Genomic DNA, 24,173 nt, shown 5'->3' with positions numbered 1-24,173 from the left:
GAATTGTGCTTATTTTACAGCCTCATATAGCTGAAAACATGAAACCTGTAGCAGAACTGATTAACAACGTTGAACCCGGCTGGACCTTAGTTCAGCAATGGATAGACGAGGCCACCAACACCGTGGAAATACTGCCCGCCGACGAAGGTCGCGCCAGCGAAGCGCTTTACCAGACACAGGTAACCACCCGCTCTCCCATGGGCGCCATTATACATGCTACCGGCGGCTTACTGGTAGATCATGGCTGGATACGCATCCTCGGATCGGGCAGCGACCGCCTGAACAGGACACTGCCAGGCTGGAACATGGGTAAAACATTCAGCCAGTTTGGCGAAGCCCCTCCGTACCTGCTGGTAGCCGACGATGTGATTGGCGGCCTCTGGGCCATTAACGGCGGCGCACTGGGCAACGACACCGGCAATCTTTATTACCTGTCTCCGGATGCGCTGGAATGGGAAGAAACAGACCTCAACTACAGCGAGTTCCTGCACTTCTGCTTCAGTGGCGACACCGAAGGCTTTTACGAGGCTTTCCGCTGGGATGGATGGGAAGAAGAGGTAGCGGCCCTCGACGGCAACCAGGTATTCAACTTTTTCCCTTTTTTATGGACAAAAGAAGGGCAGGAAGATATCAATACCCTGTCGAGGAAACTGGTGCCGATTGAAGAGTCGTACAATTTGTATATGGATACGAAACATGAGCTGGACGGAGAAGAATAAAAGAACTTTCGCCATAGGCGATGTACATGGCGCATTAAAAGCACTGCAACAAATTGTTTCACTGATAAAGCCACAGTCGCACGATACGCTGATATTCCTCGGCGATTATGTGGACGGGTGGCCCGAATCGGCACAGGTAATAGATTACCTGGTCCAACTCGAAAAACAGTGTCACTGCATCTTCATTAAAGGTAACCATGATGTAACCTGCGAAACCTGGTTAGCCGGCAACCTGCAAAAGCCGGAGTGGCTGTTAAAGGCAGGCAGGTTAACGGTAAAGAGTTATGAAGGATACAGCAAAAGACAACTACGCACGCACCTGGAATTCTTTTCCAGGATGAAGTATTTTTATATCGATAAACATCAGCGATTATTTGTTCACGGAGGATTTACCGCAGCGGAAGGCCCTTCGGCAGAACCGGTCATCAACAATCTCACTAAAGACAGAACGCTATGGGAAATGGCGCTCACCATGGACAAACGGGTAAAAGACAACCCGGCGTTATTCCCGAAAAAGATGCAGTTATTCGATGAGATCTATATCGGGCACACCCCAACGTTGAACTATGATGTAACGGTGCCAATGAAAGCCTGCAATATCTACAATGTGGATACGGGTGCTGCTTTCTACGGCAGCTTATCGGCCATCGATCTGGATACGAAGGAAGTACTGCAAACGGATGTGGTGCAGTTGCTATACCCGGACTACCAGGGCAAGGAACTAAAAGTTAAATAACACTCATCCCCTTACCCTCGCCGGATTGCCCACAACTGTAGCCCCTGCAGGCACATCTTTCGTTACCACACTACCCGCGCCGATAATTACATCGTCGCCAATAGTGACACCGGGCATAATTAACGCGCCGCCACCAATCCATACGTTACGGCCTATGCGGATAGGTTTGCCCGACTCCAGCCCCGCCTTACGCTGTTCCGGATCACGGGGATGATCGGCGGTAAGTATTTGCACACCAGGCCCGATCTGGGTGCCATCGCCGATATGTACGGCTACCACGTCGAGGATGATACAATTGTAGTTGAGGAATACCCCGTTACCCACGGTAATGTTATACCCATAATCACAGAAGAAAGGAGGACGTATCACTACGTTTTCTCCGACGGCTGCAAAAGCCACTTTCAACAGCGCATGCCGCTCTTCGTTCGTATTGGCCAGCGAGGAGTTGTATTTATTCATCCAGCGGTTGATGGCTGTATTATCCGCCTGTAATTCGGGAGAACCTGCGTTGTAGAGTTCACCGGCTAACATCTTTTCCTTTTCTGTGCGCATGGTTATTTGTTTCGCCGAAAATACGGGATTACAGCGGGAAACCGGGAAACATTAACACCGCTTTTAGTAACTTAAATTATGATCGAACTAATCCAAGGCGATATTACCAAAATAGCAGCCGGTGCTATCGTTAACGCTGCCAACAGCTCACTCCTCATCCTCCCCCACGCCAACTTCCGCCACTCTCCCTACCTGTCCATCTTCCAACCTCACTTTAATACCCCGCGAATGATAAGGTGCAGAAGTAAGCAAATCCTTCACCACTCCGTAAGTAAGCTTCCCCGTCCGCTGGTCCTTTTTAAGGATGATAGCGACTTCCAAACCCGGGTATATATCTTTTCTGTATCGTCCGTGCATAATTATTCAATCTGGAGTGCAAATTAAGAAATTCCGTGCGAACGGGAACAGCGAGGTATTACATCAGATTCAGGCAATAATTTATTAACTTAAAGGCCGGAAACAACCATCGTTAAAAATGACCAACCGTAAGCGGATAGACGGCTTTGAAGGCCAGAAGATGATCAGCATCCCAACATCTGTCTATGATAAACTGCATCATGAAAATGCACACCTCAGCCGCATCTTTATTAAACACCTGGGCTATTTTCCAAAAGCTGCACATCACTATCGTGAGCGGGAGAAGGGTTGTGAAGATAACATACTGATTTACTGCCTGCGGGGGAAAGGCTGGTTTACGTTGGGAGAGAAAACTTTTTACGTGGGGCCTAACCAGTTCATTCATGTGCCGGCCACCGGGCACTCACTGCGGTATGGGGCGGAAGAGGAAGATCCCTGGACGATTTACTGGGTACATTACAGCGGGCCTTCTATGCATGCGTTTAATGCCTCGCTCAAAATCACCGAACGGCACGGCACGCAGAACATTCATTTTAACGAAAAGGCCATCAACATCTGGAACGACATGTACCAGAGCCTGGAAATGGGATATAGCATGGATAACCTGATCAAAGCCAACCTGCTGCTGCCTCACTTTATTGCTACGTTCCTGTTCCCATCAACAGAAGACACTTCGGAAGAAGCCAATGCGGTAACGGAAACAATCATGTTCATGCGCAGCCACATTGCGGATAAACTAACGGTAGAAGACCTGGCGCAACGTCACCAGTTATCGCCTTCGTACTTCTCCAGCCTGTTTAAAAAAGCAACTGGCATGTCTGTCATAGATTATTTCATTCAGCTGAAAATCCAGAAGGCATGCCAGTTACTGTACGATCCGTCGATGAAGATCAAAGATGTTTCTATTGCATTGGGATACGATGATCCCTATTATTTTTCACGTCTGTTCAAAAAGCTGATGGATATATCGCCTGAGCAATACCGCCTTCAGCGGCAGCAGGGCGAATAACCCCCTGCTTATTTACGCCAGAACGACACTTCACTGATATTGCTGTAATACTCATCCCCACTATCCACATTTAACACCCTGATGCGGATATAACGAATAGTGCCGTCTGTTTCATCCAGCGTTACTTTGTAGGGAGCCTGTCCATTGTCTGAACGCGTTACCTCTTTTAGCAGTTTCCATCCTCTACCCAGCGACTCTGCCTTCCAGCCTGCACTGTTTGACGGCGACACAGTTACCGCATTGGTCAGATCGCTGATACCCCAGATCTCGAACTTCACCGGGTTGTTACAACAATCGCGGCCAATGATCTCAAACTGCGTAAGCCCGCTGTACTGCTGACCCAAATCGAAAGTAAAGTGATGCGGCAGTTGGGTACCATCATCACTATGGAAGATGTTGGGATAACCGGTAGGTGTTGTATTACCGTTCCAGAGTTTGGAAAGGCTTGTTTCACCGCTATAGGTGCCCACATCATTCGTCAGCTTCAGTCCTGCGAACAGCGATTTATCCAACGGTATAATTACATTACTGAGCGAATCTTCTGCCTTCGTATAAAAGGTATCGATAGCACCGTTTACGGGAATGTATTTAGACTGATAAAACACTTTGGTACCCGATTTATAACCTGGCAGCAAAATGCTGTTATCTTCCGGCTGCAGGGTAACTGTACGGCTGGTACCATCTGTAAAGGTATAACGCAGCTCTGTACCCACGTTAATGGTGTCGGGCACTTCAAAGAACAACCGGATGCCCTCAGCTACCAGTTCATAAGGTGACGATGAAACCAGGAAACGGTTGGTCAGACTTTGTTTATAGCTGTCACCGAATACCTTGATGTTATTCACCTCTTTCGGGATAGAACGGTTGCCCTTATCGTCGTAGGAATAAAGTGTAAACGAATACGTGTATTCCGTAAGGCCCGGCACGATCACGGTGATCGTATCGGCGGTGTTGTGCGTATTTGCGGTCACTTCTACAGAATCGGCGCCGTTGTTCCAGAACACCCTGTACTTCGCGATCGATGGATCGGGACCTGGTTTCCAGGAGAGCTTTACGCGGTAATTACCAGGGGCAGAACTCAGGTTGGTAGGCAAACCAGGATAAATGATCTCCTTACCGCCCAGGTAGTCGCGGAACTTGTCGGCGTCCTTGTCGCATGAATTCACGAGCATGCCCGTCAACATCAAAACAACCGCCAGGAATATTTTAGATTTCATGTGATAATTATTTTGGTTGATTTATTTGGTATCGCCCCAGAACGATAACTCCATTACGTGAGCGATGTCGCCACCACCCCAGGTGCTTCTTACCGCCAGGCGGATGAACTTCACTTTAGGTGCAGAAAGCGGTACGTTAAATTCAAAACCGGCCTTCACGGCTTCCAGGTCTACTGCGGTAGTTTGTCCCGGCGGATTGCCCGAAGGCGGCGGAGGACATTCATAGTTACCGAGGTTAGTCCAGTCGCCTACCACATCACCCAGGTTAGAGTTTAAGGGCAGATTCGCATCCTGTGGAGCATCAACGTTAGAGCCCCAGAGCGTCCAGGTTTTGGGGTTACCATGGCCGTAGGAATAATCATTACCATAAGCCTCACCACGTTCCCAGATCTTATAGCGGCTTAGTTTTACAGAAGTGCCCATGTTGATGGTGCAACTTTGCACGATCTTACCCGAACCCGCTTCTGTATGCCATCCCGGATCGGTAGTTATATTATCCCACAGGCGGGTGGTGTTCCAACCCAGGCCCGTAGCGCCCAGTGGAGCATCAGATGGCAGGCGGTATTCACTAAACCTGTTCTTAGGCACCAATGTTTCGTAAATAGGTTTAATTTTTACGAACTGTGTATCGGAGATGTTACCCCAACGGTCGGTGATGTATACACCAAACTCGTGTTCCAGGGTATCATACCCCCTCACGCTGAAATTGATGTTCTCTATCTCCGTACGGTTCTGTTCCACCGGCAGCATTTTACCGGTAGTACTGTCTTCCGCGATCACGATCACACCTATTACCTGTTTGGTGGGGTTGTTTACCGTCACATTTATCCCGCCAAAGTCGCGCTGAATATCAACAGTAGCCGCGGCCAGCAGGTAAGGCGGGGTATCAGGATGTACCTTTACCACTATCGGATCTGATTTTATTTCAGCCCTTGTAACGGCATAAAGCGTCACGTCATATTCACCTTCTTTCTCAAACCCGTCTACCATAATAGTATCAGAGTAATAAGATGATTTGGTTTGCCTTTTCACCTTATCGTTAATCTTATACTCCGCCAGCACGTATAACAGGTTAGGCGTTTTAGGCAGGGTGTAGGTGATGATGGAGCCGCCGTTATAATCACTCACCTTTACATTTGTAACCTGTGTAGGTTTTGTTTTGTCGGCGGTAGCAATATCATTATAACTTTCCTTTTCCCCGCAGGCTGCAAATACCAGCAGCAGCGAAGCCAGTAAGGCCCATAATTTATGTTTCATTATCTGCATAACTGAATGTCTTTATTTATTACCAATAAGGGTTTTGCACCAGGTTTGGATTGATGATCAGTGCGTCGTATTTCACAGGCCAGAGGTAATCTTTAAGACCAAATACCGGCACCACCAGCGTACGCGGCCTGTAATAACCTACAGGGTCCGACTGCTGTATATCCCAGCCCTGAATAGGACTGCTGAGTGCCTGCTGCATAATCTTCCAGCGGCGGAGGTCCCACCCGATACGGCCTTCGAAACACAACTCTATCCTACGTTCCTGTTGTATAATCTGGCGTAAACCATCTTTGGTAGATGCTTTGGCTGCATTGGTAGAAAAGCCCGTCCATGACTCCAATACGCCTTTCAAACCAGCTCTTTCACGTACCAGGTCGATGTGTTTGTAAACATCAGCACCAGGCCCGGCCTGTTCGTTAAGCGCTTCGGCGTATAAAAGATATAGGCCTGCGAGGCGGATCAACGGCATATGTACATCTACTGTAGATACTTCGCGACCAAAGGTAGACTGGTAGTTCACCAGCTTCTGCGGCCAGTAACCCGTTACGTTCACACGGATGTTATCTTTAGGGCCTGCTTTCGTTCCACTGCCCCTGGCCTCTACGTATGCCATGTTGTTTACATCAGCCGTAAGACCATTACCGAAGTAATTGCTACCATCGAATGCCAGGTCGGCATAAAAGCGCGGTTCGCGGCCCATGTGCATTTTAACCGTCTGGTAGTTTTCACGCATGTAGTATTTATCGCCCGCGCCAACTGTTTCCAGGGCGTAGCGGCCACGATAGTCGTAGGTCTTATCTTCATTCATCGGCACACCGTTCTTAGTATAGAACATTTCCGCCACCACCATAGGTACAGCGAAGTTGCCGGGAGCGCCGCTCAGGTTACCTACCATTTCGTCCGTTACCCTGGGCATACACATACGCTGCTGGTCGAAAGTGGGATTCAACGCCCAAACCAGTTCAGGGTTCTGTTCCCATTTTTCGCCGATCGTATGCCTGATGTCCATCACTGTTTTAAGTTCGGCAGGCAGTGTGGGCAGGTTACCGGGCGATACGAACTTATACAGTTTCATACCTGCGCCTTCGCAGGCTAATACCGCAGTACGACAAGCTGCTACTGCACTATCCCATTTTTTAGTTTCGTACGTCTGCGGGAACAAGGGTTGTTCACCGGGATAACGGAAGCTGGCATAATCGGGATTGCCGTTAAAGAAAGGACTTGCCTGTGTAGTAACCACTTCTGCCTTTACCGACAATGCGATCAACTGTGTAATGCGGCCCAGGCTCTGTGCCGGGTCCTGGATGGTAACCGGCAAATCAGGCGTGGCTTCGTCGAGCAGTTTTACTACATAACCAAACACAGAATCTACAGGTTCTCTTTTCAACCTTACCTCGTCGGTACCAGCCGTGATAGGCTGGTTTACACGAATTACGGGAATTGGACCGTACATGCGCAACAGGTAATAGTGGAAATATGCTTTCAGGAACTTCACTTCTGCTATCCAACGTTTCTTTTCGCTGGTAGAAAGGTCCTTTGGTTTATTGATGTTTTCCAGGAAGATATTACAACGCCTGATGGCCTTGTACAATGGTTGCCCTCTTTCTTCGCCATCCCAGTAATTAAGTGTGGGATGATCGGTGGTTTGGCGGCCCTGTATAAGGTGAAAGCCAGCTTCGGCGGCTTCGCTGCCCAGCGTGGGTTCTGTAAGCGTGCTGGGAAAAAATATTTCTCCTGAAGTAGTAAATGCAGGATCGTCAATGCTGGAACTTAATGCCTGCAGTGTCGAGTAACAGGTAAACAGGTAGTTCTCTGCCTCGTTCCTGTTCCTGAAGGCGTAATCGATGGTAGCTACGTTATCCGGCGTTACATCCAGGTAATCTTTGCACGCACTGCCGGTAAAGGCTATCAACACGCATATAAGTAGTTTCTTTGATAGTTTCATGCCTTGTCGTTTTACAGGTTAACATTAATGCCCACGTTAAACACTTTTTGCAGCGGGTAGCTAAACGCATTGGACGATAGCTCGGGGTCCCAGTCTTTAAAGCGGCTGAACGTTAGCAGGTTTAACCCATTGAAGTAAATCCTGGCGTTACTGAGGTACGCCTTCTTCGCCAGTCGGGGCGATAAGGTATAACCGATTTCCAGCGACTTCAGTCTGCAGAACGCGCCATTACGCATCCACCATGAACTGGTTTGCAGGTTGTTGTTAATCTGCCTGTTGGTTACACCCAGACGAGGATATTTGGCATACAGGTCCTGGTTTTCTTCAGACCAGTGACTGTCGGCAAACACCTGCAATACCTGGCGGTTGTTGATGAAAGGGCTCACATCTCCCGGATTGATAAAGAAAGAGGTACGCGCTACACCCTGGAAGAAGGCACTTAAGTCGAAACTTTTATACCCCATAGAGAAGCCTGCACCGTACACGATTTCAGGCACTGTTGGCAAACCAAGGAACACCTGGTCGGCTTCTGTAATTTTACCATCCTGGTTCACATCGCGATACTTGATGTCGCCGCCGCGCGGGGCATCCGTACCCTGACCGAATATCTGGGTGGGCGAAGCTGCAGCTTCTTTATCATCCACAAATAATCGCTCGGCTATATATCCCCAGCGTACGTTCATTTTCTGACCAGAGAGTATGCGCCATGGCTCCTTGTAAGCAGGTTGCTCGTACACATCATACGTATTCTGAGAGAAAGTGAAGTTAGCGCGACCGCTCACCCAAAGACCATTTTTAAATGACTTGCTGTAATCGGCAGACAGGTCGATGCCTCTTGAATCGGCCGAACCTAAGTTAGAGCTGATGCCTGCTTCCAGACCCGAAGACGAAGGGATCGATGCACGGCCCTGCAGGATATTGTAGCGATGCTGCTGGTAGAATTCAGCGATGATATTGATACTTTTGAACAGGCTCATTTCCAGCGCCACGTTCGTTTGGCGCGAAGTTTCCCAGGTTACGTCCTCGTTGGGATAGTTGGTAATACTTACACCGGGACGGGTAATTGAATTGTTCTGACCAAAAAACGCCGGGTTACCACCTGCAAGATTCACATTGGACAGGTAGAAGAAACGGGTGGAACCGATAGCATCGTTACCAACCAGGCCGTAACTACCACGCACTTTCAGTTTACTGATAACGTTATTCAGGTTATCGTTCCAGAAAGCCTCTTTCGATACCAGCCAGGAACCGCCGATAGTGGGGAAGAAACCAAAACGGTTCTTCTCTGCAAAACGTTCAGAACCATTGTAACCAAAGTTAAACTCCAGGAAATAACGCGAATCGTAGTTGTACGATGCACGGCCCGATACGCCAAGGTTACGGTAAGGCAGTGAATACTGCAGGCTTGGCTGGTTAGTAGCAGGATCGATAGCGTTGGCGTACAAACGCTGCTGCCTGGTGCCTACGAGTGTAGCTCCTACATAGTGTTTACCCGTTTGTTTAGCGTAATCCAGCACACCCTGGAAGTAAATGAGGGTATTGATATCTTTTAACCCATCTTCAAAACTCAGGTACTCCGTAGCCTGGCCCGATTTGTTGTTGATCCAGCGCAACGAATAATCATTCGCTATACGGTCGTAAGAAGATACTTTGTAATAAAACGGATCATACTTACGGGTAAGGTCGAAATAAGAATAACGGTTGGTGTTAAAGAGACCCTTAAAGCTCAGTCCCTTCATCAGGAAATCCAACTGCTGGTTCAGTTCGAGCTGTGCGCTCATACGCGACCTGGAGAAAGATTTGTACCCCCTCATCATTTCCGCATAAGGATTGATGTAAGCCACCTCGTTCGCATCACCATCTTCGCGGGTATCGTTACCGAACATGATATGCGTGTTAATACCCGTAGACGGATCGGCAGGATAGTACGCCGGGAACTTTACAGGGCTGGTATGCAGCGCATAATAGTAAAGGTCCGAAGAAAAAGAACCATCCTGCGTAATAGGACCGTTGTACTCATCGAACGTACCCGACAACCTTAACACCGCTTCGGTAGTAGGTGTAATATTAATATTGATGTTCGAACGCAGCTGGTAGTTCTCCAGTCGTACGTTGTTATTAAAATCGTTGACAGGACTTACTTTCAGGATACCATTATCCACGTTATAAGAACCACCGATATAATACCTGGCAATTTTACCACCGCCGCTAACGCTACCGTTCATGCGCTGGTTATTCGTCTGGTCTTTAAACATCTGATCAAGCCAGTTTACCGCGGGGTATACATATTTATTGCTGCCCGGTGCGTTGGCCATTGTTTGTTCGCGGTTATAAATATCGTTGGCCGTAAACGAAGGTGTGCCTCTTGCATCGCGCGTGGCTACCGCTTCGTTATAGAGTTTCATGTAAGCAACCGGATCGGCGATCTTAATGCTTTCAGTAGGTTTAGAGATAGAGTTCTCGAAACGCAGGTTTACCACAGCTTTACCTTCCACACCTTCTTTAGTAGCAACGAGGATTACGCCATTGGCGCCGCGTGCGCCGTATAATGCGGTGGCGCTGGCATCTTTGAGTACGGAAAAGCTGGAAATATCATCTGGCTGAATACGTGCCAGATCGTTGGTGGTTACTTCCACGTTATCGATCAATATCAGCGGGTCTTGTTTATAACCGAAAGTGGTTACCCCCCTGATAAAGAACGTAGAATTATCCAGCCCCGGCTGACCGCTGCGCTGATAAGCTACAACGCCTGCAATCTGCCCTGCCAGTGCATTTGTAAGGTTACTGGCAGGAATTTTCAATTTGCCCGGACTAATAGACGTTACAGAACCCACCACCGCTTCGCGGCGTTCCTTTTTACCGAAAGCTGTAATTACTACTTCCGAAATTTGCCCATCGTTAGGGCGCATCATAATAATTACCTGCCTGTTATCGGCACTTGCAATAAAACTCTGTTCAGCAAAACCGATAGAACTAAGCATAACCTTTGCACCGTCGGTTACTTCCAATGCAAATTTACCTTCCACATCGGTAGCCGTTCCGACGCTCCGGTTGCTGGCGAGAAATACACTTACACCGGGAATACCCGTGCCCGTAGTATCTTTCACAATACCTGTAATCTTAATCTTCGCCCCCTGTTGTGCATGGGCAAAAGAAGAAAGAACAAGAAATAATAGTAATAATAGGCGATGCCGGCCGGCCTGGTGAAACAGGCGTCTTGCCCAATAAGTAGCGGGACGATCCATAGCAGTTTTTGGTTGTTCGTAGTAATAATTTTCCTCCGTTACAGGGGATTTCCTTCAAACCTGAGATTATCTCAAAAGTACTTTTCCTTACATGGGGCTACAATGACTAATTCATCGATTTTGATGGATTATTCGATTCTGATTGTTAACAGATTTTAAAGATTGGCGTATGTTTTAGCGGATTACGCCTTCAAGAGAGGTTGGATGAATAATGGCGATCTTTTTACCGGAGGTGGTGATCCACCCCTCCTGTTCCCATTCATTAATTGTTTTAAACAACGTTTCATAAGTAGTACCTGCGTAAGAGGCGATGTCCTGCCGGGTAAGCGTGCTGCGGATAAAACCCTCGTCATCGCGGCCGAAGAAGCTTTGCAATTTCAGTAAGTTTTCAGCGATGCGGCTCTTTACATCCATCTGCACCAATTTCCTCATACCCTCTTCCGCTTTTTGCAGTTCATTAGCGAAGAACAGGATCACCTGGTAGGCAAATTCATGGTTAGCCATCAACGTGGTACGGAAAAATGCGGGGGTGATAAAACAGGCCGTTACCGGTTCCACTGCCGTAGCCGAAACAGGGTAAAGCTGGTCCTGCCCTATGGCCCTGTGCCCCAGCAACTCCCCTTCCCCGGCAAATTTGATGATCAGTTCACGGTCGTCTACCCAGTGTTTATGCACCTTCACACTGCCCGAATGCAGGAAATAAAAACCCCTGATCTGCTCACCCTGGCGGAAAATAACCTCGCCTTTAGCGAACCTGAGCAGTTGGGCATTTGCCTCCACAGCATGATACCATTCGGGGAAAGTATGCGTACAAAGAAAACAGTTGATATGCGCCATAATATGATTTGAGCAATGTTTTTGAATCCGTAAAACCAAATAAAGTTGTCAAAACATTGCCTTTGCAATATTTTTGCATGTAAAATTACTAAAAATGGAAGTAAAAATACCCGTTGCGCCATCTTTGGACACGGAAGCAGATATAAAAATGGAGGACGGGCAGCGCGCGGTTTCGGTGAGGGTATTACTGCTGAGTATCCAGGTGGTGATCAACGCAGTGATTATCGGCATCATTGCCAAAGGCCTGGTGCTGTTGATCAATTTAATTACCAACCTGTCGTTTTACGGGCAGTTTTCGCTGGAAGAGCGGGGTCCTGCCGGCAACCAGCTGGGTTTGTTAGTGATCCTGGTCCCAATTATAGGCGCGCTGATCATAGGGGTGATGGCCAGGCTTGGTTCGGCAGCCATACGTGGCCATGGTATTCCCGAGGCGATGGAGCAGGTGCTGACCAATGAAAGCCGGATCAAACCCATCATCACTTTACTCAAACCTCTTTCCGCTGCTATTTCTATAGGCACAGGCGGCCCTTTCGGGGCGGAGGGGCCAATTATATCAACCGGGGGCGCATTTGGCTCTTTTACAGGCCAGATTATGCGGATAACGCCCGTAGAACGTAAGATCATGCTTACAGCAGGGGCTACCGCCGGTATGGCCGCTATATTCGGCACACCAGTAGCCGCCGTACTACTTGCTATTGAACTGTTGCTGTTCGAGTTTTCGCCCCGTACACTCATCCCCGTTTCACTGGCTTGCGCTACCGGCGCTGCCATGCACTTATTACTGTTTGGTGGCGAGGCCGTGTTTGCCATGCCGGCCATACCCGCCCCGGGCGGCGAAGCGCTGATGGTGTACAGCATTATGGGGATAGTGATTGGCATTATTGCCGCCATTATTTCCAAAAGCATCTACTTTATTGAAGATATGTTCGAAAAGCTGCCCATCCACTGGATGTGGTGGCCGGCTATCGGGGCCATTGCTATCGGAGTGGTGGGATATTTTGCGCCCTACACGTTAGGGGTGGGTTATAACAACATCAGCGAATTACTCACCGGCTCATTACCGGTGCAATTGGTATTAGGATTATGTTTCTTAAAATTCATCTCCTGGTCTGTATCACTCGGCAGCGGTACGTCGGGCGGTACGTTAGCGCCGCTGCTTACCATTGGTGGCGCTACAGGTCTGGGGCTGGGTATGCTGATACAACACTTTGCGCCGGCTGTTCCCATCAACCTGCCAACCTGTACACTTATTGGCATGGCCGCTATGTTTGCCGGAGCCGCGCGGGCCCTGTTAACCTCCATCGTATTTGCCCTCGAAACTACCATGCAGCCCCACGGATTATTACCACTACTGGCCGCGTGTACCACCAGTTATTTCATCTCCTTCTTTATGATGAAGGGCAGTATTATGACCGAGAAAATACGCAGGCGTGGTGTAACTACACCTGAAGCGTATGAGCCGGATGTGCTGCAACATATACCAGTACAGGAGGTGATGGACAAAACACCTGTAACCGCCAATACATCGGCCACCATAGCAGCTGTAAAAGCACAGCTACACACATCAAAAGCCATACTGGTAAATACTCCGGCGCCCTATGCCATTACTGCCGATATGATATTGCAGGCAGCAGATCATACCACTATTTCCTCAATACTACCCGCCACACGCGTGTATATTTACCCCGACAGTAAAGTAAGTTTCGCCGCCGCACTAATGCACCGTTATGGTGTAACAGCTTTACCGGTGGTAGAAAGAACAGATCGACAGCAGGCAATAGGTATTATAGATACCAACGGTTTATTACGCGCATATAATTTACGCCGGGGCGACAGTGAAAACCTGCAACGCATCATATCGGTGAAAAAACAAGGGTATCGCATGTATCTGAAAGGGAAGAAGAGATTTGTATAGATAATAAAGGCGATGTGCATTACACACATCGCCTTTATTTCAACTTCACTTTTTAACCAGTTACTTAAACCGGATATTGTAAGTAGTACCTATACCCACTGCCTGAATGTTGCCGCCGTTATCGCCATTCCTGAATACGCCATTGTAAAAGGCGAAGAAATTCCAGTCATAGTTATGATAACCCAGCTGTGGTTTAACATAAAAACCGCCATCGTTGGGAACAGGGCCTGTTACCAGGCTGTAACCCACATCTGTGCCTACGAAGAAGCCACTGCTTTTGGGGTAATACCGCGCAAATGCACCCAATGGAACCGTACCGAAGTGATCGAAGCCATCTTTCGGGAAAAAGTGATTATATCCGGAAGTAAGGCCTATGCCCCAATGTGGTGTGGTCATCAGCTGCCCTTTTATTTCGCCGCCCAACATAAAGCCGCTTACAGGCGCTATTTCGCCTACGGGAACTCCCGCACTAATACCAACTTTCAACCATGAATTCTTTTTGGTGATCTCCGTTGCTTCCTGGGCAAACAGCCTGCCCGATGCCAATACTACTGTTAATAAAATGATGATCCTTTTCATAAAAAGCTGCTTTGTTTACACAGCTAATTGCAAACGCCATACCATTTTAACTTTAGCATAACACAATGGGGTACTGATGGGCTTTCTCCATCAATACCCCATAATCAACTACACCACTCTAGTTATTCTGCGATAGTGCTCCCTGACTACGGTCAATCTGCTGTTGCGGAATGGGGAAGTATGCATCTTTTGCATCAAACACCAATCCTTTATAGGAAGATAACAGATTGCCTTCAAATGTTGAATAACTTTCCAGTACTGTTTTGGCAACACCCCAGCGAACAAGATCGTAGAAGCGATGGCCTTCCAGCGCCAACTCTAATCTTCGCTCAAATTGGATAGCGTTACGCGCATAATCCGCTGTGGGGAAAGTTGTATACTGGCCTACTTTGTAAATTGCTGCCAACCCGCCATCTACCTGTTTACCAGGCAGCAACGCTGCACGTGCACGCACCAGGTTTACCAGCCGCATGGCTTCTGGTAAATTGCCCGGCACATTACATTCAGCCGCCATCAGGTATACGTCGGCCAGGCGGATAATATTGATATTAAGACCGGTAATCTGCAGTGCGCCTTTCACCGCCTGCCCGGCAAACTGGCCTTGTTCTATCATGTGTTTCAAACCTACGAACGGGCCGGCATATGCTGGATCACGTATCCACGCATCACCTTCCATCAGGCCCCAGTCGCGGTACGGAACGCCTCTCCTGCCTACAGTATAATCCATACGTGGATCTACGGTGATTGTTTTATCTACCTTATAATTGGTTTTCGCATCGCCACTTAAACCGAAGTCGGATTTAATGGGATTGGTACGGTACGAATTATCAAGGAAAGGTAAACCGTTTGCATCTACCTTAAATGCATTTACCAGGTCGAAAGTAGGCTGAAAGAAACCGCAGCAGTTAACCGGCGCATTACCGTAAAAACCACCGAGCATATCGCCTACGTTCGCATTATCTCCACTACCATCGGGGTTAATGGCGTTCTGCGCGGCGAAAATAGATTCGGGACCGTTTTCTTTTGTTACATCAAAGTTGTCGGTAAACGGCAATGTAGTGATCACTGGTTTAGCGTTGATCACTGTTGTGAACAATGGTAACGCTTCGGCAGGTTTGTTCTGGTAGAGGTACACTTTACCGAGGTATGCCTGTGCAGCCAGTTGATCTACACGACCCACTTCACCTTTAGGTTTAGTGGGACCGAGGTTCGCAATCGCAAATTTGAGATCGTCCTCAATTTTTGGAAATACGTCTGTATCATTTTTCACCATGGCTGCCTGGGCGGTAGTCATGCTTTCGTCTACATAAGGAATGTTTACGAACACCCTGCGCAGGAAAAAGTAGTAGTGGGCGCGGAGCATGCGGGCTTCGGCCTGTACTTCCAGGGCACGGGCATCTGTGAGTTTATCGCCACTGCCTGCCTGTACCAAGGCCACCATGCGCAGTACGTTATTGCAACGGGCAATACCTTCGTAATAACGGTTCCACATTACTTCAAGGTTATCGTTGGTACTGGTTACCTGGTACAACTCTATCTGGTTCATATTGGGCTGGTCGCCGTTGTTACTGCCTTTGTGCGCATTGTCGGCCGCTACTTCGCCAATCAGCCACTGGCTGGGTGCGGAGGCGTAGTTACCCCAGGTACCGCTGATGTTGCCGTTCATAAGACCATAGGCACTAATGAGCAAACCTTCAACGCCTGCAGGTGTTTGCAGCTGGCTGGTCACCAGTTCGCCCTGCGGCACACGGTCAAGGAAGTCGCCGCTACAGGCAGAAAGAACAAATGCCAGTGTGATGTATATAAGATGCTTTGTCGTTTTCATGATTTGATGCTTTTGAGTTAGAAACCTGCGGAAATGCCTAAGATATATTGCCTGCCCACCGGATAAATACCGAAATCGACACCCAGTGCGGAGAACGTACTGTTGGTCTGGCTTACTTCCGGATCTAACCCGGTGTAGTTGGTAATGGTGAACAGGTTAGTAGCACTGCCGTAAATCCTGAAGTTACGCACCCTGCCTTTGAGTATTTTTTCGGTAGGCAACGTATAGCCTATCTGCAGGTTCTTCATCCTGAAATAGCTGCCGTCCTGCACATAATAGCTGGAAGAAGCGTATTCGAAGTCGGAAGCGCCCCTGAACGGAGAAGGTGTTTTGCTGCCGGTATTGGTCGGGCTCCAGGCGTCAAGCATACGGGTGCTGGCGGTACCGTCGAAGGTACTGAAGTCGGTGAAGTACCGGGTAGCTTCGTACAGATCGTTACCCTGCGAACCGTTGAAGAACATAGCGATATCGAAGTTGCGGTAGCGCATGTTCAGGCTTAAGGAATACAGGAAATCGGGATGCGGACTGCCAATTACGGTACGATCGTTAGGATCGATAATACCATCTGGTTTGCCACCCGGACCAGATATGTCCTGGTATTTTAAACCACCTACCCTGGCGCCGGCGTAAGACGGGCCAGTGGTTACTTCGCCTGCGTTCTGGTAAATACCGGTTACCTGGTACCCGTAGAATGCACCAAATGGTTCGCCGGGTTTAAGAATAGTAGTGGATAGACTTCTGAAGTTACCATACACCTGCTGTGATACAGAAGGCGCCAGGTTTACCACTTCGTTCACGTTGCGCGAAAAGTTAACGCCCGCGTCCAGGCCAAAGTCACGTTTGCTGTCGGAACCGTAATGGTAAGTTAAACCGATTTCGAGACCGCTGTTCTTCATATCACCAATGTTCACGAATGGTGCAGAGCCTTCGCCGCTTGCCTGTGATGGCAGTGGAACAGGGTACAGCATGTCTGATGTTTTACGGGTGTACCAGTCAATGGCACCATCGAATACACCGTCGAATATGGTGAAGTCAAGACCTACGTTCAGCGACTTCAGTTCTTCCCACTTCACTTCGGGGTTAGCGTACGCATTTTGCCAAACACCTGTTACCACGCTGTTGCCACCGGCAATAGGGTAAGCAGAGTTGTTAAGCGCACTTTCGAAACGCTGCAGGTATTGGAAGCCAGGTATACGCTGGTTACCGGTAATACCATAACCCACCCTCAGTTTCATGTCGGTAAGCCAGTCTGCATCGGCCATAAAGGGTTCTTCAGACAAACGCCAGGCAACACTACCTGCGGGGAATGTACCGTACTTGTTGTTAGGTCCGAAGTTAGACGAACCATCGCGGCGTACGGTAGCGCTGAAAAGGTATTTGTCGTTAAACGTATAATCCGCACGACCGAAAACAGAGAACAGCGAGTTAATGCCACCAGTACTGGTGTTGCTGATATTGGCCGAGCCCCGTGAAAGATAATAGTAGTCGAGATTACCGAGCAGGAAAAACTCATTTCTGCCACCGGTAAGTGAACGGCCGCGGTAATTATACGCTTCTGTACCGGCCAGCACGGTTAATACGTGTTTGGCTTTGGTCAGTTTGTAAGTAAGCGTATTGGTCCACGTCCAGTCCTTATTATAACCGGAGTTTTCGCTCAGACTGTTGGCATTGCTGCCTTCAGAAAACTCGAGGTTGGGATACCCGATGGACAGGCCGCTATAGTTTTCATAACGCACACCAAAGCTGGTTTTGGCGGTGAGGCCTGGAACGAGGTCCACTTCGGCGAAAACGTTTCCGAAAAAGAAGTTACGTTTCTGCACGTTGTCCTTTGCGCGGTACAGCAATGACAGCGGGTTTTGAGCATTACCCAGTTTATCGCCGCGGCTGCCTGCAAAGTTTCCATTGATGTCGTATACAGGAATGATGGTAGGAATACGATAGGCAAAACCTAATGCACTACCCTCGCCCTGGTACTCGCCCGATACGTTAGGGTTTACACCCACACCGTAAAACTCTTCGTAGCTGTACTGCATATTTTCTCCGAAGCGGAACTTACCGTCAAAGATATTAAAGGTAGTATTGGAGCGTACATTGTAACGTTCGTAACCAGTGTGTTTCACGATACCTTCCTGCCCCATATAACCGCCGGAAATAGCGTAATTAGCATTTTCGCCACCACCGTTCACGCTCAGGTTATAGTTCTGAATAGGCGCGTTCTGGGTAATTTCGCGGAACCAGTCCGTACCTTCTTTATTTGCCCGGGTAATCTGGTAGAAAGTACCCGCGTCGCGGCTGTAAAGGTATTTGGAAGGATCAGCATCGGCAGCCGTAACGTTTTGGCCCGTTGCTTTACCTGCTACCAGGTAGTCGGGTAAAGTAGGCGTGGTACCTGTACCATAGTTACTACCGGTAGTTTCAGAAGTACCGGGTGTAACACCTGCATTACTGAAACCCTGGAACAGGTAGTTGGCGTACTGTGTAGGGTTCATAAACTCGGGGAAGCGGTTGCGTTGTGGCACCTGCACACCGTAGTAGGCATCCAGCGTAACCCGGGGCGGACCTTTAATCCCTTTTTTAGTAGTGATGATCACTACGCCGTTGTTCGCACGCGCACCATATATAGAAGCAGAAGAGGCATCTTTCAACACCTGCAGACTTTCTATATCCGATGAACTCAGCCAGCTCAGTTTACCTTCGTACGGCACACCATCTACCACATACAGCGGATCGTTATTATTAATAGTACTAAAGCCCCTTATTCTTATCTGGGGGGTAGCACCGGGAGCGCCATCGCTGATTACCTGTACGCCGGTAGCTTTACCCTGCAATGCCTCTACGGGGCTGGCGGCAGGTTGTTGCTTCATCTGGTTTACATTCACCACCGCTACGGCGCCGGTAAGGTCTTTTACTTTTTGAGATGAATAACCGGTTACTACTACTTCATTTAATGTGCTGTTAGAAGTAGCGAGCGACTGGTCATAAGTACTTTTACCAGCTTCTACTGTAAACTCCTTCTGTGTAAAACCGATTGAGCTAACAACAATTACATCACCGGGTTTTGCATTAAACTGGAAATCGCCGTTGGCGTTAGTTACCGTGCCCCGGGTAGTGCCTTTTATTTGTAAGGCCACGCCTGGTACCGGTGTTTGGTCAGACTCATTAATGATACGTCCTTTAATTACGCTTTCCTGGAAAAGCACAGCTGGCGCTGCCTGTGCGGAAAACATGATGAGGAATGCCAGGGTGAAGGCAAAGGAAGCCCGTATTGCTTCGGGCAAAGCAAATTTTGTTCGTTTTTTCATTATTGCAGAATTAAGATTTCAACAATGCGGTACATGCTGCATGGGTGCATACATGTACTTTTTCTGCGGATTTTTTGTTTGTGAAAATGGCACCTGGTACATTATTATCCTGATGTGTACTTTTTATGCAGTAATGAATTGTTGGAGCACTGCAGATAATACATTCTTAACATAACATGTACTTTTTTACAAGCGCGGACGGCGTCACCGTCTTCGATTTAGTTTGGATGTTTTCATGATTATGTCATTAACGTGGTAAAAAATCACCTCCCCCCTTTAGCAAAGGCGGCAAGAGGCGTGAAAGCCTTGATTTAAAAAATACGTTGAAGAATGGCGCGAGTAGTTAGGTTACTCAGGGATTACAAAGGACAACCCATAGCAAAGCATGCTCTTTACGATCAGATTTTGGTATTAAACATCTTTTAATGGGAAAGCAAATATTAAGTTGTTTAGTTTTTAGGAAATCATAACGTGATAAACTCTCTCATAAACATTTTAAAATGGCGTTATATTAAAACTACATCATCTTGGGAGAAAATCCAAATAGTAATTTGTATAAAATGAAATAAATACGATAATGCTACAAATAGCTACCCAAGGCATTTTCCGGCGACTACTCAAATAAGCAATGCAAACCGGAAGCCGCCGTATAAGCATATACGTATAAAATGAGAAAAAGGCGGCCCGGAAACAAGATTTTTTTGTCCGGGCGCGCCTTTTCCTATTATAAAGTCTGTTTTTTAGTCTTTTCCTTTTTCTAATTGTGCAAGGGTGGCCTCATTAATTTCTTTTCGTAATTCCGACAGGCGGATGGCGTACTGCTGCATCTTTTTGTCCTCGTCGGTAACAGGTACCCACTCCGGCACCTGCACTGTTTTATTGTTATCGTCTACCGCTGCAAAAACAATTACGCAATGCGTGGTTTTAGTTTCCACTTTTGTTTTTGGGTCGATGGCCTGTATGTCTACTGCAATATGCATGCTGCTACGACCGGTATAAATGATCCTGGCCTGCACCTCCACTATTTCCCCGATCAATATCGGGTTAATGAACCGGATACCGCCAACGTACACGGTTACGCAATACTGGCTGCTCCAGTTTACGGCGCAGGTATATCCGGCCTGATCGATCCATTTCATTACCGCACCACCATGTACTTTACCGCCGAAGTTGACGTCGGAGGGCTGGCTGAGGAAGCGGAATTTTACAATGTTGCTCTGCATATAGGTCCTTTTAATTACCGGGTAATATAGGGAGAATTGGGGGAAGGCGCAATGAAAACAGGCCGGATGTTCGTATTTCAATAGAATACCCTACCTTTGCATCATTATTCTATATCCCTTCTCCGCTTGCCGGATAGAAGTTTCACTTAAAATGATGTGTGGATATACAATCTAGCAACCTTCTCTTTTTATAAGCTTTGGATTGTTAGCATCGTTTTAAACTAAATCTTTAACATTTTGTCATTTGAACAATTAGGCCTAATAGAGCCAATCTTGCGTGCGCTTGTAACACAGGGCTACGCCAATCCTACACCTATCCAGGCCCAGGCCATTCCGATAGTATTGGGTAAAAAAGACCTGCTTGCATGCTCGCAAACAGGCACGGGTAAAACCGCTGCATTTGCTATCCCTATTCTCCAGTTGCTGCACAACAGTAAGGAACAGGGCCCCAACCGCCGCATTAAAACGCTTATTCTTACCCCAACCCGCGAACTGGCTATACAGATCGCTGAAAACTTCCGCGATTACGGTGCCCATACAGGCATTAAACACGTGGTTATTTTCGGTGGTGTATCCGCGCACTCGCAAATACAGGCTTTACGCCAAAACCCCGAGATCCTGATCGCTACGCCCGGCCGTTTGCTGGACCTCTGGCAGCAGGGCCACATCAACCTTAGCTTTATTCAGCAGTTTGTGCTGGACGAGGCCGATCGTATGCTCGACATGGGTTTTATTCATGACGTGAAGCGGGTAATTATCAAACTGCCTGAAAAAAGGCAAACGCTTTTCTTCTCGGCTACTATGCCTGGCGAAATCGCACATCTTGCCAACTCTATCCTTACCAACCCGGAAAAAGTAGCCGTTACACCGGTTTCTTCTACCGCACAAAAGGTAGAGCAGCGTTTGTATTATGTTGATAAAAACGCCAAACGTTCTTTACTGGTGCATGTATTAAGCGATGCATCCATTGCCAGCGCGCTGGTATTTACCCGCACCAAACACGGGGCCGACCGCGTAGCGAAAGAACTGAACAGAGCACAGATATCTGCCAACGCCATCCATGGCGACAAATCACAGAACTCACGCCAGCGTGCCCTCTCCGATTTTAAAGAAGGCAACATCCGTGTGCTGGTGGCTACCGATATTGCTGCCCGTGGCATTGACGTGGATAACCTTTCGCATGTAATTAACTACGAAATACCCAACGTTCCTGAAACATACGTACACCGTATTGGCCGTACCGGTCGCGCAGGCGCCAGTGGTGTTGCTTTATCGTTTTGCGACGATGAAGAAAGGGCTTATGTAAAGGATATTACGAAAGTAATAGCCCAGCAGATACCCGTAGTTGAACAACACCCGTTTTTACCAAGCGGTATACCTATGGCTCCCCGGCCAACACCTGGTGTACAGCTCCGCCAAACATCCGCACAGCAGGTAGCGGCGAGGAAAAAACACCGCGACAACAATCGCCAGTGGCAGGGAAACAACGCCAGAAAGAAACAGGCAAATAACTAAGTTGACAGAAGCCTCGCAGTAATGCGGGGCTTTTTATTTTTAACAGCGTAATATTTCTGTGGATGCGGTTGCCTGACTTTTACGTCCTTTCTGTTTAATTACACACGCACTTTCAGGGGGATGAAACGGCACTTATACCGCTACAGGCAACACCCTCGCGATCTCTAACACCGGGGGCATTAATTCATATGATCAAAAAGGCCTGAAGTTTTCGCTTCAGGCCTTTTCTTACTTACCAGGGGCTTTCATTCCCCATGTCTTCATAATCATTACTGAAAAACTTACCTGATGGTCCATCCGCCTGAAGCGTGGCGTATTTAGCAACAAACAACGCCGCACTTTCAACGGTACCTGTACCGGTGTGATGGTTAAAATCGGTGGAGGTAAAACCAGGGTCCACTGCATTCACTTTAAAACCAGCCTCCCGTAACTCGTACGCAAGTGAAATTGTATAAGCGTTCAATGCCGATTTAGAAGGCCCATAACCCGCGCTCTTATACGGGTAAAACCGCCATGAAGGGTCGCTGTGTAAGGTGAGCGAACCGAGCCCCGAGGTTACATTCACAATCACCGGGGCCGACGATTGTTTAAGGAGGGGAAGGAAGGCTTGCGTTACCTGGATGGTCCCGAAAAAATTGGTATCGAACACCTCGCGCAGCACGCCTACATCTACAGTGGCGGCGGGCTGCGGAAATGCGCCGCTGATACCGGCATTGTTAATAAGGATATCCAGTTGGTCCACCTGCCGTGCAGCCGCTGCTACCGATTCGGGATCTGTTACGTTTAGTTGTATCGCTTTGGCTTCGGTTAACCCTTCGGCCTTTAACTGCAACACCGCCTCTTCGCCCTTACCCGCATCTCTGCTGCCGATGTACACAAAGTAGCCCTGTTTTAATAAAACTTTCGCTGTTTCATAGCCAATACTTTTATTGGCGCCTGTGATGAGTACTGTTTTCATATGTTTATCAATTACCGCACAAAGGTATTTGCAGCGGTATTGAAACAACGGCACTCTGAATGGAATCAATGGTACATTTTCCGGATATCGTCGCGGAACTTCGCGGGAGTATCGCCTGCAAGGCGTTTAAAGAAGCGAATGAAGTAGGATACGTCTTCGAAACCCAGCTCGTACGCTATTTCCTTCACGGGTTTATCGGTATGAAACAACAGGCGGCGGGCTTCCAGCGCAAGGCGATCGTGAATATGTGTGATAGCGGGTTTGCCGCTTTGCTCTTTCACAAGGTCGCCCAAATGGCCGGGCGATACGTTCATCAGTTCTGCATACCCGGCTACTTCGTGTAATTCTGTATAAGAAGTTTCGATATACTGTAGGTATTTATCCAGCAACGCCCTGTTTTTAAACAACGCCGGTTCGCTGAACTGACCGTTGTAAAGGCGGCTCAGGTAAATAAGCAATACTTTCACCAGCGCCAGCAACATACCCTGCTGCCAGTTGGCTTTACCATGACATTCGTCGTATATCTTATTCAGCACATCATCTACAAAAGCTACATCGGCAGCCGTCAGTTGCAACTCGTGACCATTATGTGGGTTACGGATCAACGGCAGGCTTTTTAGCGTGGCATCGAGGGAAAGGAAGTCCTCTGAAAAACTCATGGACATTCCTGTTAACGGCCTGGTTTCTTCTTTCAGATGCACCTGGTGCGGCACGGTGAAGTAAAAAGTATCCGGCTTCAGCACGTATTGTTTCATATCTATCCAATGGCGGCTGCTCCCCTCTCTTACAAAAGCGAAAAAGTAGTATTCTTTACGATGCGGTACCAGGAAATCGGCCTTTTTGTAGTTAGTTACGCCATCGTTACGATTAATGCGGAACATGGGATTGCCAGTAGCCTCATCAGGTTCAAAGGCATAATTTGCAATTTTTATATCCACACTGCTAGTACTCATCTTATGATACTGCTAAAGTA

At 48.0% G+C, this 24,173-nt stretch carries 18 protein-coding genes; 5 read left to right on the top strand and 13 right to left on the bottom strand.

The features are described from left to right. Positions 1-38 precede the first annotated feature (38 nt). Positions 39-719, top strand: a complete 681-nt coding sequence (locus QZT80_RS08955) for a DUF2625 domain-containing protein (protein WP_295120752.1) — start codon at positions 39-41, stop codon at positions 717-719. Further along, positions 697-1,455, top strand: coding sequence for a metallophosphoesterase family protein (locus QZT80_RS08950; protein WP_295120749.1), 759 nt, complete (start codon positions 697-699; stop codon positions 1,453-1,455). Before QZT80_RS08955 ends, QZT80_RS08950 begins: the two co-directional genes overlap by 23 nt. Before the next feature lie 3 nt (positions 1,456-1,458). On the opposite strand, the gene QZT80_RS08945 is transcribed toward QZT80_RS08950, so the two are convergent. Beyond that, a complete protein-coding gene (locus QZT80_RS08945) occupies positions 1,459-2,007 on the bottom strand; it encodes a sugar O-acetyltransferase (RefSeq protein ID WP_295120746.1) in 549 nt (182 codons plus the stop codon). A gap of 147 nt (positions 2,008-2,154) precedes the next feature. Further along, positions 2,155-2,364, bottom strand: a complete 210-nt coding sequence (locus QZT80_RS08940; protein WP_295120743.1) for a YwbE family protein — start codon at positions 2,362-2,364, stop codon at positions 2,155-2,157. Between the two features lie 118 nt (positions 2,365-2,482). Between QZT80_RS08940 and QZT80_RS08935 the strand changes: the two genes are divergently transcribed. Next, the gene (locus tag QZT80_RS08935; protein ID WP_295120740.1) at positions 2,483-3,373 is read left to right on the top strand and encodes an AraC family transcriptional regulator; all 891 of its coding nucleotides are present in this window, start codon (positions 2,483-2,485) and stop codon (positions 3,371-3,373) included. Between the two features lie 8 nt (positions 3,374-3,381). Here the strand turns inward: QZT80_RS08935 and QZT80_RS08930 are convergent, their stop codons facing one another. The 5 genes from QZT80_RS08930 to QZT80_RS08910 form a co-directional block, all read right to left on the bottom strand. Continuing rightward, entirely contained in the window at positions 3,382-4,590 is a 1,209-nt protein-coding gene (locus QZT80_RS08930; protein WP_295120738.1) for a DUF4998 domain-containing protein, read from the bottom strand. 21 nt (positions 4,591-4,611) lie between these two features. Next, a complete protein-coding gene (locus QZT80_RS08925; RefSeq protein WP_295120735.1) occupies positions 4,612-5,856 on the bottom strand; it encodes a DUF5000 domain-containing lipoprotein in 1,245 nt (414 codons plus the stop codon). Between the two features lie 19 nt (positions 5,857-5,875). Further along, the gene (locus QZT80_RS08920) at positions 5,876-7,801 is read right to left on the bottom strand and encodes a RagB/SusD family nutrient uptake outer membrane protein (protein ID WP_295120732.1); all 1,926 of its coding nucleotides are present in this window, start codon (positions 7,799-7,801) and stop codon (positions 5,876-5,878) included. An 11-nt stretch (positions 7,802-7,812) separates the two neighbouring features. Then, complete coding sequence (locus QZT80_RS08915) at positions 7,813-11,046, bottom strand: TonB-dependent receptor (RefSeq protein WP_295120729.1); 3,234 nt, start codon at positions 11,044-11,046, stop codon at positions 7,813-7,815. Positions 11,047-11,220: 174 nt separating this feature from the next. Then, a complete protein-coding gene (locus QZT80_RS08910) occupies positions 11,221-11,883 on the bottom strand; it encodes a Crp/Fnr family transcriptional regulator (protein ID WP_295120726.1) in 663 nt (220 codons plus the stop codon). A 94-nt stretch (positions 11,884-11,977) separates the two neighbouring features. Between QZT80_RS08910 and QZT80_RS08905 the strand changes: the two genes are divergently transcribed. Next, the gene (locus tag QZT80_RS08905) at positions 11,978-13,798 is read left to right on the top strand and encodes a chloride channel protein (protein WP_295120723.1); all 1,821 of its coding nucleotides are present in this window, start codon (positions 11,978-11,980) and stop codon (positions 13,796-13,798) included. Between the two features lie 60 nt (positions 13,799-13,858). Here QZT80_RS08905 and QZT80_RS08900 read toward each other — a convergent pair whose 3' ends face one another. The 4 genes from QZT80_RS08900 to QZT80_RS08885 form a co-directional block, all read right to left on the bottom strand. Beyond that, a complete protein-coding gene (locus QZT80_RS08900; RefSeq protein WP_295120720.1) occupies positions 13,859-14,377 on the bottom strand; it encodes a hypothetical protein in 519 nt (172 codons plus the stop codon). A gap of 118 nt (positions 14,378-14,495) precedes the next feature. After that, the gene (locus QZT80_RS08895) at positions 14,496-16,202 is read right to left on the bottom strand and encodes a RagB/SusD family nutrient uptake outer membrane protein (protein ID WP_295120717.1); all 1,707 of its coding nucleotides are present in this window, start codon (positions 16,200-16,202) and stop codon (positions 14,496-14,498) included. A 17-nt stretch (positions 16,203-16,219) separates the two neighbouring features. Next, positions 16,220-19,504 carry a TonB-dependent receptor gene (locus QZT80_RS08890; RefSeq protein ID WP_295120714.1) on the bottom strand — a complete coding sequence of 1,095 codons (3,285 nt, stop codon included), beginning with the start codon at positions 19,502-19,504 and terminating at the stop codon, positions 16,220-16,222. 740 nt (positions 19,505-20,244) lie between these two features. Continuing rightward, positions 20,245-20,727 (bottom strand): acyl-CoA thioesterase, encoded by a 483-nt coding sequence (locus QZT80_RS08885; RefSeq protein ID WP_295120711.1) that lies wholly within the window; start codon positions 20,725-20,727, stop codon positions 20,245-20,247. Positions 20,728-21,000: 273 nt separating this feature from the next. On the opposite strand from QZT80_RS08885, the gene QZT80_RS08880 reads away from it, so the two are divergent. Then, positions 21,001-22,242, top strand: a complete 1,242-nt coding sequence (locus tag QZT80_RS08880) for a DEAD/DEAH box helicase (protein ID WP_295120708.1) — start codon at positions 21,001-21,003, stop codon at positions 22,240-22,242. 232 nt (positions 22,243-22,474) lie between these two features. Here QZT80_RS08880 and QZT80_RS08875 read toward each other — a convergent pair whose 3' ends face one another. Both QZT80_RS08875 and QZT80_RS08870 read right to left on the bottom strand, forming a co-directional pair. Further along, entirely contained in the window at positions 22,475-23,200 is a 726-nt protein-coding gene (locus QZT80_RS08875; RefSeq protein ID WP_295120685.1) for an SDR family oxidoreductase, read from the bottom strand. Between the two features lie 65 nt (positions 23,201-23,265). Continuing rightward, the gene (locus QZT80_RS08870; protein WP_295120683.1) at positions 23,266-24,153 is read right to left on the bottom strand and encodes a helix-turn-helix transcriptional regulator; all 888 of its coding nucleotides are present in this window, start codon (positions 24,151-24,153) and stop codon (positions 23,266-23,268) included. Between the last annotated feature and the right edge of the window lie 20 nt (positions 24,154-24,173).

Source organism: uncultured Chitinophaga sp., assembly GCF_902168175.1.
GTDB lineage: Bacteria > Bacteroidota > Bacteroidia > Chitinophagales > Chitinophagaceae > Chitinophaga.
Note: the sequence above shows the minus strand (reverse complement) of the source record. Positions and strands in the feature narration are given on the sequence as shown.

Bases quoted from the DNA above. Each gene is read 5' to 3' on its own strand.
- QZT80_RS08910 (WP_295120726.1), bottom strand. From the start codon at position 11,883: ATGGCGCATATCAACTGTTTTCTTTGTACGCATACTTTCCCCGAATGG.
- QZT80_RS08955 (WP_295120752.1), top strand. From the start codon at position 39: ATGAAACCTGTAGCAGAACTGATTAACAACGTTGAACCCGGCTGGACC.
- QZT80_RS08895 (WP_295120717.1), bottom strand. From the start codon at position 16,202: ATGAAAACGACAAAGCATCTTATATACATCACACTGGCATTTGTTCTT.
- QZT80_RS08940 (WP_295120743.1), bottom strand. From the start codon at position 2,364: ATGCACGGACGATACAGAAAAGATATATACCCGGGTTTGGAAGTCGCT.
- QZT80_RS08945 (WP_295120746.1), bottom strand. From the start codon at position 2,007: ATGCGCACAGAAAAGGAAAAGATGTTAGCCGGTGAACTCTACAACGCA.
- QZT80_RS08935 (WP_295120740.1), top strand. From the start codon at position 2,483: ATGACCAACCGTAAGCGGATAGACGGCTTTGAAGGCCAGAAGATGATC.
- QZT80_RS08875 (WP_295120685.1), bottom strand. From the start codon at position 23,200: ATGAAAACAGTACTCATCACAGGCGCCAATAAAAGTATTGGCTATGAA.
- QZT80_RS08930 (WP_295120738.1), bottom strand. From the start codon at position 4,590: ATGAAATCTAAAATATTCCTGGCGGTTGTTTTGATGTTGACGGGCATG.
- QZT80_RS08890 (WP_295120714.1), bottom strand. From the start codon at position 19,504: ATGAAAAAACGAACAAAATTTGCTTTGCCCGAAGCAATACGGGCTTCC.
- QZT80_RS08900 (WP_295120720.1), bottom strand. From the start codon at position 14,377: ATGAAAAGGATCATCATTTTATTAACAGTAGTATTGGCATCGGGCAGG.
- QZT80_RS08915 (WP_295120729.1), bottom strand. From the start codon at position 11,046: ATGGATCGTCCCGCTACTTATTGGGCAAGACGCCTGTTTCACCAGGCC.
- QZT80_RS08925 (WP_295120735.1), bottom strand. From the start codon at position 5,856: ATGCAGATAATGAAACATAAATTATGGGCCTTACTGGCTTCGCTGCTG.
- QZT80_RS08885 (WP_295120711.1), bottom strand. From the start codon at position 20,727: ATGCAGAGCAACATTGTAAAATTCCGCTTCCTCAGCCAGCCCTCCGAC.
- QZT80_RS08905 (WP_295120723.1), top strand. From the start codon at position 11,978: ATGGAAGTAAAAATACCCGTTGCGCCATCTTTGGACACGGAAGCAGAT.
- QZT80_RS08920 (WP_295120732.1), bottom strand. From the start codon at position 7,801: ATGAAACTATCAAAGAAACTACTTATATGCGTGTTGATAGCCTTTACC.
- QZT80_RS08950 (WP_295120749.1), top strand. From the start codon at position 697: ATGAGCTGGACGGAGAAGAATAAAAGAACTTTCGCCATAGGCGATGTA.
- QZT80_RS08870 (WP_295120683.1), bottom strand. From the start codon at position 24,153: ATGAGTACTAGCAGTGTGGATATAAAAATTGCAAATTATGCCTTTGAA.